Genomic DNA, 13,905 nt, shown 5'->3' with positions numbered 1-13,905 from the left:
CGGATCATGGTGCTCCCCCTGCGGCAGGTGCGGGCTGACCCTTGGCAGCGGCGGCAGCCGCCGCTTCCTGGTCCGCCACTTCCTTCTCATCCAGGTAGCGATAGGTCTTCACGGTACCCGACAGCTCCAGCGCACCGCGGTTGATGCCGCCCTTGCCGGCCTTGGGCTGCAGCGAGATATCGTGCATGGTCAGGATGACCACGCGCGGCAGCGACGCCACGCCGCTGACGAAGGCGCCGAACTGGTGGTAGTTGCCCACCATGCGCAGCTGGATCGGCTTCTCGGCGTAGAACTCCTTCAGCGTCTCCGGTTCCGGCTGGAACAGCTCGTTGGCCAGGCCGCTGGACAGCGCCGTCTGCGAGATGTCGATGATCAGGTCCGGCATCTCGGTCTTGCTGGGCAGTTGGCGCAGCATCTGCTGGAGCACCTGCTCCATCTGCGCGAGCTGCTGCTTCAGGGGCTCGAGGTTCGCTGCCTTGGCCTGTTCTTTCTCGAAATCCTGGCGCAGGCGCACTTCTTCCTGTTCCAGGCCATCCAGCGTCTCCGTCTTGCCCTTGATGAAGAGGAAATAGGAGAAGGCCAGGATGAACAGCGCAAGGATCACGCAGAAGCCGACCTTGGCGTTCTGCGGCCACGCGCCGATGTTGTTGAAGTCCAGGTTGTTGAGGGACGTCTTCTTCTTCTGGCTCATGAGGCGCTCCCGGTGGCCGGGGGAGTTTTACCGGCCGGCGCGGCGGGCGGCGATGTCGCCGGCGCGGGAGCCGGAGACGGCGTCGTGGGCGCAGGCGTGGCCGGAGCGGGCGTGGCGGGAGCGGCGGGCGACTGGCCTTCCAGCGGTGCGGGCGCGGCGCCGGGGACGGCAGCGGGCGCGGCGCCATCGGCGGCAGTCTCCGCTTCCTGCTCCGCCGTCGGGTTCGCCAAGCGCACCGTCAGCTTGAACACATAGGGCAGCGCGCGGCTGGCGCCCGTATTGGTCAGTGTTTTGACCTCTTCAGGCTTGGACTCGATGATCGCAAGCTCCGGCTTGGTCATCCAGCCGGACGTCTCCAGGTTGCGCATGTAGGCGCTCACCCGGGCATTGGACTGGGCGCGGCCCTCGAGCGTCAGCACCTCGCCGTCCTGCTTGATGTTGCCCAGCATCACGCCGTCGGGAATGGTGCGCACGAGCGAATCGAACAGGTGCACCATCTGCGAGCGGTTGGCCTGCAGCTTCTCGATCACTTCCTTGCGCGCCAGCAGACGGCGCTTCTGCTCGTCCAGGCGCTCGATTTCCTTGTTCTGGGCCTGGACCTTGGTGATCTCGGCCTTCAGGAAGTCGTTGCGCTCGGTCTGGCCCGCCACCTGGCGGTCGTAGTGGAACCACAGCAGGAACGACAGCAGCAGGCCGGCGACGGCCGCGGCGCCCAACATCACGTAGAACTCGCGCTGCCGCTGGACGCGGCGCTCCGCGCGCCACGGGAGTAGGTTGATTCTTGCCATCAGTCGAAGCTCCTCAAAGCCAGGCCGGTGGCGATCATCAATGCGGGAGCATCCTGTGCCAGCGCATGCGCCTGCACGCGTGGGCCGAGGGTCATCTGCGCCAGCGGGTTGGCGACGACCGTGGGGACGCCCAACTGCTCCTCGACCATTTCCGGCAGCCCGGCCAGCGCGGCGCAGCCACCGGCAAGGACGATCTGGTCGACGCGATTGAACTCGCTGCCCGCATAGAAGAACTGCAGCAGGCGGCTGACCTGCTGGACGGTCGCTTCCTTGAAGGGCTCCAGCACTTCGACTTCGTAGCTCTCTGGCAGGCCGCCCTGGCGCTTGGCCAGGCCGGCTTCCTCGTAGGTCAGGCCGTAACGGCGCATCACTTCATCGGTGAGCTGCTTGCCGCCGAACACCTGTTCGCGGCTGTACAGGCTGCGGCCGCGACGAAGGACGTTCAGCGTGGTCATGGTGGCGCCGATGTCGACCAGGGCGACCACGCCGTCCTGGGGGACCGGCAGGTCGTTCGCCATCAGGGCGAAGGCGTTCTCCACCGCGAAGGCTTCCACGTCCATGATCCTGGCGGTCAACCCGCCCAGTTCGAGTGCGGACTGGCGCAGTTCGACGTTCTCCGAACGGGACGCGGCCAACAGCACCTGCACCATCTCGGGGTTATTGGGCATGGGCCCCAGCACCTCAAAATCGATGTTCACTTCCTCGATCGGGTACGGGATGTAGTTGACGGCCTCGAGCTCGACCTGGGCCTCCAGGTCGCTCTCGTCCAGGTCGGCAGGCATCGGGATGATCTTGGTGATCACCGCGGAACCGGCGACGGCCGCGGCCGCGTGCTTGGCCTTGCTGCCGGCACGGTTCACGGCGCGGCGGATGGCTTCGCCGACCGCCTCGACCTCGACGATGTTCTTCTCGACGACGGCATTGGGCGGCAGCGGCTCGACGGCGTAGTGCTCAACCCGGAAACGGTTGCCCACGCGCGAGAGCTGCAGCAGTTTCACCGCAGTCGAACTGATATCGACGCCGATCAGCGGCGATTGGCTTTTTGGGAGTAGCCCCACGGTCTTTCCCCTTCCGACGGGCACAAGGCGCACGGTGCGCGCCCACATTAATAACCAAGTTTTTACGCTTGGCAACCGCCGTTTACGTGGCTGTGCCGCTTGTCACGTTTCACGAGGGTTGTTCCCCAAGTCCCTGTTCCCCTTGGGATCACCTGTGGCGATCCCGGCGGTCATCTATACTCTGCCGCCACGAATTCTGCAATCGGAAAGCACTGGATGTCCCGGTTCCGTCGTCTTCTCCGTTGGACCCTCATCACGTTCCTGATACTTGCCCTTGCCGGCGCGGTCGGCCTGGGGGTGCTGTATTACACGGTCTCGTCCAAGGTCCCGGACGTCCAGGCCCTGCGGAACGTCGAACTGCAGGAACCCCTCTACATCTACGCCAGCGATGGCCGCCTGATGGGGCTGTACGGCGAAATCCGCCGCTATCCCGTCCAGATCAGCCAGGTCCCGCCCCGGGTGAAGCAGGCCTTCATCGCCGCCGAGGACAGCAAGTTCTACGAGCACAATGGCGTGGACCCCACCGGCATCGCGCGTGCCGTCTGGCAGATCGTCAGCCGCAAGGAGGGCCGCGTGGCCGGCGGCAGCACCATCACCCAGCAGGTGGCGCGGCAGTGGTTCCTCAGCTCCGAGTACAGCTACACCCGCAAGCTGGTCGAGATGATGCTGGCCGTCCGCATCGAGAAGATGCTGACCAAGGACGAGATCCTGGAGCTCTATCTCAACAAGAGCTTCTTCGGCAACCGCTCGTACGGCGTGGCCGCGGCCGCCGAGTACTACTACGGCAAGACGCTGGACCAGCTGACGTTGGCGGAAGCCGCCACACTGGTGAGCGCACTGAAGTTCCCGTCCAGCGGCAACCCGATCAGCAATCCCGGCCGCAACCAGCAGCGCAGTGCGTACGTGGTCGAACGGATGCGCGAAGACGGCTACATCACCGCCGCCGAGGCCGCCGCGGCCAAGGCCGAGCCGATGCACGCCAAGCCGCACGAGCGGCCGGTGGAGGTCAACGCGCCCTACGTGTCCGAAATGGTGCGCCAGGAAATGATCGCCCGCTTCGGCCCCGAAGCCCTGACCAAGGGCTACCACGTGACCACCACGCTGGACGCCACCCTGCAGGACGCCGCCAACGCGGCCGTCCGCGACGGCCTGGGCCTGTACGACCACCGCCACGGCTGGAACGGCGTCGAGCGTCATTTCGACGTGGCGGCCGATGCGGACGCGGCCGCGCTCGCCACCCATCTGCGTGGTATTCCGCCCCAGAACGGCCTGCAGCCCGTCGTCGTCGCGCGCACGAACGAGGACGGCAGCGCCACGGTCGTCATGGCCGACGGCAAGGAGATCACCCTGCCGGCTGCGGCCAGCAAGTGGACCGGCCGCAGCCCCGCCAAACTGCTCAAGCGCGGCGACCTGACCCGTATCAAGGCCGGCAAGGACGAAGGCAGCTACGTGATCGACCAGATCCCGCGCGCCCAGGCCGCACTGGTGTCGCTGGATGCGAACAACGGCGCACTGCGCGCACTGGTGGGCGGCTACAGCTTCGCGGGCAACAAGTTCAACCGCGCCACCCAGGCACGCCGGCAGCCGGGCTCCAGCTTCAAGCCGTTCCTGTACGCGGCGTCGTTCGAAAAGGGCTTCAATCCCGCCTCCATCGTGCTCGACGCGCCGGTCGTGTTCCGCGACCGCCGCGGGCACATGTGGCGCCCGCAGAACGACGGCGGCGGTTTCCGCGGCCCCATGCGCCTGCGCGAAGCGCTGGTGCAATCGCGCAACCTGGTGTCCGTCCGCCTGCTGGATGGCATCGGCGTACCGTTCGCACGCACCTACATCAGCCAGTTCGGCTTCGAGGAAGCGGAGCTGCCGCCCAACCTCTCCATGTCGCTGGGCACTGCGTCGCTGACGCCGCTCTCGATGGCGCGCGGCTACGCCGTGTTCGCGAACGGCGGCTCCCGCGTCACCCCGTGGTTCATCGACGAAGTGAAGGACCGCGAGGGCAACGTGGTGTTCAAGGAGAACGCCGCCGTCGCGTGCCGGGGTTGCGGCCAGGGCCAGCAGGGCGGCAGTGCGCCGGCCAGCCAGGTGGTGGATGGCTTCAACTTCGGCCCCACCGCAGCGGCCAAGCCGGCGACGCCGGCCGCCGCCGGCAAGCCGAAGGCCGAGGAGAAGCCGGCCGACCCGAACCTCGCCACCGCGCCGCGCGCGATCGACGAACGCACCGCATACCAGTTGGTGTCGATGATGCGCGACGTCGTCCAGCGCGGCACCGGCACGGCGGCAAAGGTGCTCGGACGCGAGGACGTGGGCGGCAAGACCGGCTCCACCAACGACCACCGCGATGCGTGGTTCGGCGGCTTCGGTGGCCAGTATTCCACCGTCGTCTGGGTGGGCCGCGACAACTTCCAATCGCTGGGCTATCGCGAGTACGGCGGCAAGGCCGCGCTGCCGATCTGGATCGACTACATGCGCGTGGCGCTGAAGGACAAGCCGGTGGCGTCGAACGATCCGCCCGAAGGCATGGTCCAGGCCACGCTCAACGGCGTCACCGAGTGGGTGAAGGTCGAGGACATGGAACGCATCCAGGATTACGACCTGTACGGTCCCGAAGACGCGGTGCCGGACGAAGAGGCCTTCGACATCTTCTGATCCGCGCAAGGGTGAAGACCCGATGACGGCTCGCATGCGCCGTCATCGACATCGCAGGGGCATGGTGTACATTCGGGGCAGGTTCGACGCGAAGGCCTGCCATGCACCACGCCCGTCAGCACGCCGAAACCCGCACCCGCGAGCGTCGCCAGCGGCTCGCCCACGAAGCCGCGCGCCTGATGGCCGAAGGCGGTATCCGCGATTTCCACCAGGCCAAGCTCAAGGCCGCCAGCCGGCTCGGCATCCACGACGATGCGTCGCTGCCGCGTAACCGCGAGATCGAGGACGCCCTGCGCAGCTACCAGCGCCTGTTCGTCGGCGACGCGCACATCGAGGGCCTGCGCCGCCGGCGCGAGGCGGCGCAGCGCGCCATGGAGTTCCTCGCCGCATTCTCGCCGCGCCTGGTAGGCGCGGTGCTGGACGGCACGGCCGACGGCAACTCGCCGGTGCAGTTGCACGTCCACAGCGACGACCCCGACGCGGTCACCCGCCTCCTGGAGGAACACCACATCCCCGCCGAAGCGCGTACCCGCCGCCTGCGCATGGACAGGGAACGCGTGGCCGACCTGCCGGTGTGGGTGTTCAGTGCCGAAGAGCTGAGCTTCGACCTGACCGTCCTGCCGCTCGACGCCTTGCGCCAGGCGCCACTGTCCGCCGTCGATGAAAAGCCGATGAAGCGCGCGTCGGCCGCGCAGCTGCGAGCGTTGCTGGCCGAGGCGGAGATCGCAGGCTACGAGTCCGACGCCCTGCGCTGACCCCGCGCGGCAGGGCGCGCGCGTCCAGCGGATGCGCAAGCACATGCAAGACCCGCAATCCCGGCCAGCGTCCACTGGCGGGGCGATTCCCGCCGCCCCGCGCGGCAGGACGCTGACCGGGAGATCCCGCATGCGCTACCGCGTCTTCGGCAACACCGGCCTGCGCGTGTCCGCGCTGGCGCTCGGCACGGGCAACTTCGGCAAGGGGTGGGGCTACGGCTCCGACCGGGACGAAGCCCACCGCATCTATTCGGGCTACCGCAGCGCCGGTGGCAACTTCATCGACACCGCGGACCAGTACCAGTTCGGCCAATCCGAAGAAATGGTGGGCGAATTCATCGCAGGCGAACGCGACGCGATCGTGCTGGCGACCAAGTACTCCCTGGGTGCCCGCGCGGATGCCGGCCTGCAGGACACCGGCAACAGCCGCAAGACCCTGGTCCAGTCGGTGGAAGGCAGCCTGCGGCGATTGAAGACGGATCGCATCGACCTGCTCTGGGTCCACATGCCCGATGGCCACACGCCCATCGAGGAGATCGCGCGCGGGCTGGACGGGCTGGTGCGCGCGGGCAAGATCCTTTATGCCGGGCTGTCGGACTTCCCTGCCTGGCGGGTGGCCACCGCAGCCACGCTGGCCGAGCTGCGCGGCTGGGCGCCGATCGCGGCCGTGCAGCTCGAATACAGCCTGGTCGAACGCACGGTGGAGCGCGAGCTGCTGCCGATGGCGCGCGCGTTCGGCCTGGGTACCGTGGGCTGGTCGCCGCTGGGGGGCGGCCTGCTGACGGGCAAGTACCGGAAGGGCGAAACCGGGCGCGCGCAAGGCCTGGGCGTGGTGATCCACGGCGAAAGCGATGCGCGCAAGACCGCGACGGTGGACGCCGTGCTGGCGATCGCCGGGGAGACCGGCCTGACGCCGGGCCAGGTCGCCATCGCCTGGGTGCTGGGCAGGCAGGTATTGCCCATCATCGGTCCGCGCACGCCGGAGCAACTGCAGGACAACCTGGCGGCGACGGAGGCGACGCTCAGTGATGCGCAGCGCCAGCGCCTGGACGATGCGAGCGCGATCGCGGCCGGCTTCCCGCACGAGATCGTCGCCGCCACGGCGCCGCGCTTGCGCGGCGGCCAGGACGCCCTGCTGGACCTGCCGACGGTACCCGTGCGCTGAGCGCCGCTCAGTCCTTCACGCGTCGCATTTCGCTGGCCACCTTGTAGCGGCCGAACGCCAGCAGCGCCTGCGTGAAGGCCTCCAGCGCCGCGTCGCCCTCGCAGGCGAGGACCACGTGGTAGCACCCCTCGCCGGCGATCTTGCTCGCGCTCTCGACCTCCTCGCGCGCCTGCAGGAAATGTTCGAAGTCCTCGAACCGCGGCGTGTCCATGAACACGGTGACGAAATAGCGCCGCAAGTCGCCGCGTACGACGGTGAAGCGGCGGATCGTGCCGTCTTCGACCATCTGCTGCACGCGGGTCGCCACCGCCTGTCCGGTCAGGTGCACCTGGCGGCCGAGCGCCTGCCAGCTGGCGCGCGCATCACGCCCGAGGTGGGCTAGGAGGGTCCGGCTCATCTTGTCCAGTGGCATGTCTTCCAAACCTCAAGCAGAACGACGCGGATTCTTGCGGACCGCAATTCACGGGCGCGGCGCGGCTCCCTAGCATGTCCGTACCGTCCCTCCCGAGGCAACGCATGCGCACCGCCCTGATCGTCATCGACATCCAGAACGACTACTTTCCCGGCGGCGCGTTTCCGCTCTGGAACGCCGGACCGGTCCTGGACGCCACCGTAACCGCCATCGCGCGTGCCAAGGCGCGCGGCGAGTCCATCGTGCTGGTCCAGCACGTGTCCGCGTCGTCCGAAGCCGGCTTCTTCAGGCCCGGCAGCACGGGCGCGGCGATCCATGAGCGCATCCTCGCCGCCGCACCTGACGCGCCGGTGGTCGTGAAACAGTTCGCCGACAGCTTCCACCAGACCTCGCTGGGCGCGTTGCTGGCGGAAGTCGGCGCGACGCACCTGCGGATCGCCGGGATGATGACGCAGAACTGCGTGGCGTTCACCGCGGTGTCGCCTGGCGCCGCGCGATACCGGGTCAGCGTGCTGTCCGATTGCACGACCACGGTGGACGAGGCCATCCACGGGTTCGCGCTGCATGCCCTGTCCACGCGCGTCGAGATCGGCCCCGACGCCTGACTGCGCAAATGCAGAAGGCCCCTTCCGGGGCCTTCTGTCTGCCATGCGGGAGGATCAACGCTTCCCGGTGGGCACGTAGTCACGCGGCGCGTAGCCGGTGTAGATCTGGCGCGGACGGCCGATCTTCGCTTCCGGATCGACCTGCTGTTCCAGCCAGTGCGACACCCAGCCGGCGGTACGGCCGATGGCGAACATGACGGTGAACATCTCGGTCGGGATCTTCAGCGCCTTGTAGATGATGCCGCTGTAGAAATCGACGTTCGGGTAGAGCTTGCGCTGGATGAAGTACTCGTCCTTCAGCGCGGCCTCTTCCAGCTTCATCGCCACTTCCAGCAGCGGATCGTCGACACCCAGCTCGCCCAGCACCTTGTGGGTCATCTCGCGGATGATCTTGGCGCGCGGATCGAAGTTCTTGTAGACGCGGTGGCCGAAGCCCATCAGGCGGAAGCCCGACTCCTTGTCCTTCGCCTTGGCGATCGCCGTTTCGACCTTGTCCGGCGTACCGATCTCTTCCAGCATCTTCAGCACGGCTTCGTTGGCGCCGCCGTGCGCAGGGCCCCACAGGGCGGTGATGCCGGCGGCGACCGAGGCGTACGGGTTGGCGCCGGTCGAGCCCACCAGGCGCACGGTCGACGTCGACGCGTTCTGCTCATGGTCGGCATGCAGGATGAACAGCAGGTCCAGCGCCTTGGCGACGACCGGATTCGTCTCCAGCGGCTCGCTCGGCACTTCGAACATCATGTGCAGGAAGCGGTCGACGTACTCGAGGTTGTTGCGCGGGTAACGGATCGGCCAGCCGATCGAATAGCGATAGGCGGCGGCCGCCAGGGTCGGCATCTTCGCCAGCAAGCGGATGGCGGCCAGGCGGCGCTGCTCGGGGTCTTCCAGGTCGAGCGTGTCGTGGTAGAACGCCGACAGCGAAGCGACCGTGCCGGCCAGCATGGCCATCGGGTGCGCGTCGTAATGGAAGCCGTGCAGAAAGTTCTTCAGCGACTCATGCATCATCGTGTGATGCGTGACTTCGTGCTCGAACTTGGCGAATTCCTGCGGGGTCGGCAGCTCGCCATTCATCAGCAGGTAGGAGACTTCCAGGAAGCTGGAGTGCTTGGCCAACTGCTCGATGGGGTAGCCGCGGTACAGCAGCACGCCATTGTCGCCATCGATATAGGTGATGGCCGACTTGCAGCTGGCGGTGGCGGTGAAACCCGAGTCGTAGGTGAAAAGACCGGTTTCCTTGGTCAGCTTGGCGATGTCGACGCAGTCGTTGCCAAGCGTGGGTTTCAGGACGGGCAGGACGACGGATTTGTCGCCGGCATTCAGCGTGACCTGGTCAAGTTCGGACACAGTGTGCGCTCCTTCGTGGGGTAACGCCGGCCAGAGGTCCGGTCGGCGCGTGACGGGAGTCCAGGGAGTGAACCTTGGATGAGCCGAATTATCGCATAGCGGGTCTGGAGCCGTCGCTCGATACCGCACCAAAGTCAGACCAAAGAATAAGGCCGCAGACGCAACCCTTTGTTCCGGCGAGACGCACGATGGGTGCGCGCAAACGCGAACGGCCGCGCACGAGGCGCGGCCGCAGGCGGATCAGGCGAACGACGGTTCGATCAGCGCGCGTAGCGCTTCTGGAACTTGTCGATACGGCCGCTGGTGTCGATGACCTTGTGCTTACCCGTGTAGAACGGGTGCGAGGCCGAGGAGATTTCGACCTTGACCAGCGGGTACTCGTTACCGTCTTCCCACTTCGTCGTTTCCTTGCTGCCCAGCGTGGAGCGCGTCAGGATCTTGAAATCGGAGGTCACGTCGTGGAAGACGACTTCGCGGTAATTCGGGTGGATGTCGGCCTTCATGGCGGTAACACCGTGTAGCGGGAATGGAAGAGCGGCATTGTAGCCCCTCCTCCCCCGTCGGCGCAACCCGGCCCTCAGCCAGCCGCCAGCGCGTCCCGGATCAGGTCCTGGAACCGGCCCTGGTCATAGCGCAGCAGGATGTTGGCCTGGTCCGGCTGGCCGCCCTCCCGACGCCAGTCGACCACCGAGGCGCCACGGGCGTGTGCGCCCTGCAGCTCAATCGCCAGAGGACGCTCGGCCAGCTCCAGCGCGCCTTCCGGGGCGAGCACGAAGGCCATGGCCAACGCATCGGCAGCGAACCAGTGGTCGCCACGGCGGTCGGCCGACCACAGCCGGGTCTTCTCGGAGATGCGGTCGTAGAACCGGGCCCGGTCGCTATCGGCCGCCAGCCACGCGGCGACCTGGTCGTGCGGCAGGCCATGCGCGATGGTGGCTTCCCAGTCGGCCAGGTCGTAGCGCTCGAAGGCCTGCAGCGTGATATGCGCTGCTTCGGGATCGAAGTAGAAATTGAACTCCGCCGCGGGCGTGATGTTGCCGTGGCAGGTGACCGCGCCTCCCATCACCACGAAACGGGCAATGCGCTGCGGCAGCGTGGGGTCCAGCTTCAGCGCCAGCGCGATGTTGGTCAGCGGCCCCAGCGCGACCAGCACCAGCCGGCCGGCGTGTTCGTGGGACAGGCGCAGGATGGCCAGCGCCGCATGTTCGTCCTCGGCCTGGCGCGCGGCCGGCGCGAAGCCGACGTCGCCGAATCCGTCCTGCCCGTGCACATAGCCGGCGTCCGGCGAAGGATGCAGCAGCGGGGCCGGTGCGCCGGCGAACACGGGGATGTCGTCGCGGCCCGCCACCTCGCACAGCTTCAATGCATTCCGCACGGTGTACTGCAGGCCCACGTTGCCGGCCGCGATGGTCAGGCCGACGATGTCGTGGCGCGCATCGTTGAACGCCATCAGCAGGGCGAGGGCGTCGTCGACGCCGGGATCGGTGTCGATGAGCAGGGGAATCTTGTCCGTCATCAGGCTTCGCTTCTTCTATCGGGGGTCGAGTCTCGCACCGATGGATGACCAGCGGAAGCCGCGCTGCATCATGCCGAGGCGTAGCGCGCCGCGCCGCCGACCCAGCGATGGATCACGCGATCGGCGACCGCGGGGTCCTCGGCCAGCAACCGCTCCGCGAGCGCATGCACCTGCGGCAGCAAGCCGGCATCGCGGGCGAGATCGGCCACGCGGAAGGCGGCGAGCCCGGTCTGCCGGGTGCCCAGCAGTTCGCCCGGGCCACGCAGTTCGAGGTCCTTCTCGGCGATGACGAAACCATCGTTGGTCTGGCGCATCGTCGCCAGGCGGTGCTTGGCCATCGCCGACAGCGGTGGCTGGTACATCAGCACGCAGCTGGACGCGGTCGCGCCGCGCCCCACCCGGCCCCGCAGCTGGTGCAACTGCGCCAGGCCGAGCCGCTCCGCGTTCTCGATGATCATCAGCGAGGCATTGGGCACATCGACGCCCACCTCGATCACGGTCGTCGCCACGAGCAGGTCGGCCTCGCCTTCCTTGAAGCGACGCATCGTGGCCTGCTTGTCGGCCGCCTTCATGCGACCGTGCACGAGCGCGACGCGCAGCGCAGGCAACGAAGCGGACAACGCTTCGTACGTGGTCTGCGCAGCCTGCGCGACCACCTCGTCGCTATCGTCGATCAGCGTGCAGACCCAGTAGGCCTGGCGCCCCTCGGCGCATGCGGCACGGATCCGCTCGACCAGTTCCGGCCGGCGCTCCGCGCTGAGCGCGACGGTCTGCACCGGCGTGCGGCCCGGTGGCAGTTCATCGATGGCCGACACGTCCAGGTCCGCGTAAGCCGCCATCGCCAGCGTGCGCGGGATCGGCGTGGCGGTCATCACCAACTGGTGCGGCACGCGGTTCCCACCCGCGCCCTTGTCGCGCAGCGCGAGCCGCTGGTGCACGCCGAAGCGGTGCTGTTCGTCGACGATGGCCAGCCCCAGATCGTGGAAGATCACCGTTTCCTGCATCAGCGCATGCGTGCCCACTACGACCTGCGCCTCGCCCGACGCCACCTGGGCCAGCACCTGCGCGCGCGCCTTGCCGGTCACCTTGCCGGCCAGCCAGGCCACGCGCACGCCCAGGGGTTCCAGCCATGCCTTGAGGTTGGCCAGGTGCTGTTCGGCCAGGAGCTCGGTGGGTGCAGCCAATGCGACCTGTTTGCCGGCCTCGACCGCCAGCATGCCAGCCAGCGCCGCGACGACGGTCTTGCCCGTACTTATGTTAGCAAGCCCATATCAAGGAAATCGTTCAGACTAGCGGCGCCGGTCCCGACAGGGCAGGTAGCCCACTATTCACTAGCCTCGATTTGCTCGAACAACTGGCTCAGTGGGAGCCCGAGCGCCGTTGAGATCCTGACGATCGTTGAAAGCCGGCAATCCTTGAGCCCTTGCTCGATATGGCCCAGTTGGGTGCGATGCATACCCAATTCATCGGCCAAGGCTTCCTGAGAATAGCCCAAACGCATCCTTGCAGCCTTCACTGCCCTGCCCAGCCTGACCTGAATTCCCGCGCCTGCCATGGCGCGGTAATCCCCCCGCTTTTAGCGGACAGCAGAAGTGGAGCTAGGCAGCGAGTGCCAGTTTCTGCATGGGGGTGATGCCCCCGAGCGCCATGTTGGGGCGCNGGTAATCCCCCCGCTTTTAGCGGACAGCAGAAGTGGAGCTAGGCAGCGAGTGCCAGTTTCTGCATGGGGGTGATGCCCCCGAGCGCCATGTTGGGGCGCTCGTGGTTGTACGTCCATAGCCAACGGGTGGCCTTGTCCTGCACCTGCTCGATTGAGTCGAACAGCGTACGGGCGAGCCAGGCATAGCGCACGGTACGGTTGTAGCGTTCGACGTAGGCGTTCTGCTGCGGCTTGCCTGGCTGGATGTGCTCGATCCGGATGCCCTGTCGCTCCGCCCAGCCCAGCAGCGCGCCACTGATGTATTCCGGACCGTTGTCGCAGCGAATCACCTTCGGCTTTCCGCGCCATTCAATAACTTGCTCCAACGCCCGGATCACGCGGGCTGATGGCAAGGATAGATCGACCTCGATCGCCAAGCCCTCACGATTGAAGTCGTCCAGCACGTTGAAGAGCCGGAAGCTGCGCCCGTCGCTGAGCTGGTCATGCATGAAGTCCATCGACCAGACCTCGTTGATCGCGTCGGGCACCGCCAACGGCTCGGGGCGCTCGCGCACCAGGCGCTTCTTCGGCTTGATCCGCAAGTTCAACTCCAGCTCCCGATAGATCCGGTAGACCCGCTTGTGGTTCCAGGCGAAACCCTTGACGTTGCGCAGGTGCAGGAAGCACAGCCCGAAGCCCCAGTCACGATAGGTCGTCGTAAGCCGCACCAGCCAGTCAGCGATCCGAGCGTTCTCCTCGCTCGCACGGGCCTGATAGCGAAAGCAGGTCTCGCTGACCTCAAACGTCCGGCACGCATGCCGGATGTTGGTGCGTCCGCCTTCCACCGCCGATCGGGCCATCTCCCGGCGTTGAGATGGCCTCACCATTTTTTTGACATCGCCTCCTTCAGCAGGTCGGCGCTGAGCTGCGCCTCGGCGTACATCTTCTTCAGCCGCCGGTTCTCGTCCTGCAGCTCCTTGAGCTGCGACATCAGGGACGCATCCATGCCGCCGAACTTGCTGCGCCACTTGTAGAACGTCGCCGAGCTGATGCCGTGCTCGCGGCACAATTCCGGCACGGGCGTGCCGGCCTCGGCTTGCTTGAGCACCGCGATGATCTGGCTGTCGGTGAAGCGGGACTTCTTCATGGAACCTCCTCGGGAAAGCGTACGAGAAAATTCCACTTCTGGCGTCAGCTAATGGGCGGGGGGATTACCCTACCGTCTCAGGGACTCAGAATGTCCATCCCAGTTTCCGTTTTTTCCGTCGGTACGTTTAGTGCCATGCCTG

Annotated in this window: 13 protein-coding genes and 1 pseudogene; 4 read left to right on the top strand and 10 right to left on the bottom strand. The window is 66.8% G+C overall.

All coding sequences use genetic code 11. The features are described 5' to 3' along the window. Window positions 1–4 precede the first annotated feature (4 nt). From ASD72_RS00075 to ASD72_RS00065, 3 genes are read right to left on the bottom strand one after another with little or no spacing between them, the layout of a single operon-like run. The gene (locus ASD72_RS00075; protein ID WP_056877940.1) at window positions 5–691 is read right to left on the bottom strand and encodes a type 4a pilus biogenesis protein PilO; all 687 of its coding nucleotides are present in this window, start codon (window positions 689–691) and stop codon (window positions 5–7) included. Beyond that, window positions 688–1,479: a PilN domain-containing protein gene (locus ASD72_RS00070; protein WP_056877939.1), complete on the bottom strand. Its 792-nt coding sequence runs from the start codon at window positions 1,477–1,479 to the stop codon at window positions 688–690. Before ASD72_RS00070 ends, ASD72_RS00075 begins: the two co-directional genes overlap by 4 nt. Further along, a complete protein-coding gene (locus ASD72_RS00065; RefSeq protein WP_056878447.1) occupies window positions 1,479–2,537 on the bottom strand; it encodes a pilus assembly protein PilM in 1,059 nt (352 codons plus the stop codon). The genes ASD72_RS00070 and ASD72_RS00065 overlap by 1 nt, the downstream gene beginning before the upstream one ends. Before the next feature lie 216 nt (window positions 2,538–2,753). On the opposite strand from ASD72_RS00065, the gene ASD72_RS00060 reads away from it, so the two are divergent. The 3 genes from ASD72_RS00060 (at window position 2,754) to ASD72_RS00050 (ending at window position 7,100) form a co-directional block, all read left to right on the top strand. Continuing rightward, on the top strand, window positions 2,754–5,180 hold the full coding sequence (locus ASD72_RS00060) for a penicillin-binding protein 1A (protein WP_056877938.1): 2,427 nt from the start codon (window positions 2,754–2,756) through the stop codon (window positions 5,178–5,180). Between the two features lie 101 nt (window positions 5,181–5,281). Then, window positions 5,282–5,935: a hypothetical protein gene (locus ASD72_RS00055; RefSeq protein WP_056877937.1), complete on the top strand. Its 654-nt coding sequence runs from the start codon at window positions 5,282–5,284 to the stop codon at window positions 5,933–5,935. A 130-nt stretch (window positions 5,936–6,065) separates the two neighbouring features. Continuing rightward, window positions 6,066–7,100 carry an aldo/keto reductase gene (locus ASD72_RS00050; RefSeq protein WP_056877936.1) on the top strand — a complete coding sequence of 345 codons (1,035 nt, stop codon included), beginning with the start codon at window positions 6,066–6,068 and terminating at the stop codon, window positions 7,098–7,100. A 7-nt stretch (window positions 7,101–7,107) separates the two neighbouring features. Here the strand turns inward: ASD72_RS00050 and ASD72_RS00045 are convergent, their stop codons facing one another. Beyond that, a complete protein-coding gene (locus ASD72_RS00045) occupies window positions 7,108–7,497 on the bottom strand; it encodes an Lrp/AsnC family transcriptional regulator (RefSeq protein ID WP_235577888.1) in 390 nt (129 codons plus the stop codon). 119 nt (window positions 7,498–7,616) lie between these two features. Between ASD72_RS00045 and ASD72_RS00040 the strand changes: the two genes are divergently transcribed. Then, entirely contained in the window at window positions 7,617–8,117 is a 501-nt protein-coding gene (locus ASD72_RS00040) for an isochorismatase family protein (RefSeq protein ID WP_056877934.1), read from the top strand. Between the two features lie 54 nt (window positions 8,118–8,171). Here the strand turns inward: ASD72_RS00040 and ASD72_RS00035 are convergent, their stop codons facing one another. From ASD72_RS00035 to ASD72_RS00010, 6 genes and pseudogenes are all read right to left on the bottom strand, one after another. Continuing rightward, window positions 8,172–9,461, bottom strand: coding sequence for a citrate synthase (locus ASD72_RS00035; RefSeq protein WP_056877933.1), 1,290 nt, complete (start codon window positions 9,459–9,461; stop codon window positions 8,172–8,174). Window positions 9,462–9,721: 260 nt separating this feature from the next. Beyond that, entirely contained in the window at window positions 9,722–9,964 is a 243-nt protein-coding gene (locus ASD72_RS00030) for a type B 50S ribosomal protein L31 (protein ID WP_056877932.1), read from the bottom strand. 74 nt (window positions 9,965–10,038) lie between these two features. Continuing rightward, on the bottom strand, window positions 10,039–10,977 hold the full coding sequence (locus ASD72_RS00025) for a nucleoside hydrolase (protein ID WP_056877931.1): 939 nt from the start codon (window positions 10,975–10,977) through the stop codon (window positions 10,039–10,041). Between the two features lie 68 nt (window positions 10,978–11,045). After that, a pseudogene (locus ASD72_RS00020) lies at window positions 11,046–12,236 on the bottom strand (ATP-dependent DNA helicase RecG); the annotation flags it as partial. Between the two features lie 65 nt (window positions 12,237–12,301). Then, entirely contained in the window at window positions 12,302–12,532 is a 231-nt protein-coding gene (locus ASD72_RS00015; protein WP_056877930.1) for a helix-turn-helix transcriptional regulator, read from the bottom strand. Between the two features lie 143 nt (window positions 12,533–12,675). After that, window positions 12,676–13,763, bottom strand: a protein-coding gene (locus ASD72_RS00010) for an IS3 family transposase (protein WP_235577887.1) whose coding sequence is annotated in 2 segments (ribosomal slippage) — window positions 12,676–13,511 and window positions 13,511–13,763 — 1,089 coding nt in all. Because the reading frame shifts where the segments join, the coding sequence is not laid out codon by codon here. Window positions 13,764–13,905: the final 142 nt, after the last annotated feature.

The organism is Pseudoxanthomonas sp. Root630 (assembly GCF_001427585.1).
In the GTDB taxonomy this organism is placed as follows: Bacteria; Pseudomonadota; Gammaproteobacteria; order Xanthomonadales; family Xanthomonadaceae; genus Pseudoxanthomonas_A.
This window is presented reverse-complemented; position numbering and strand designations above follow the sequence as displayed.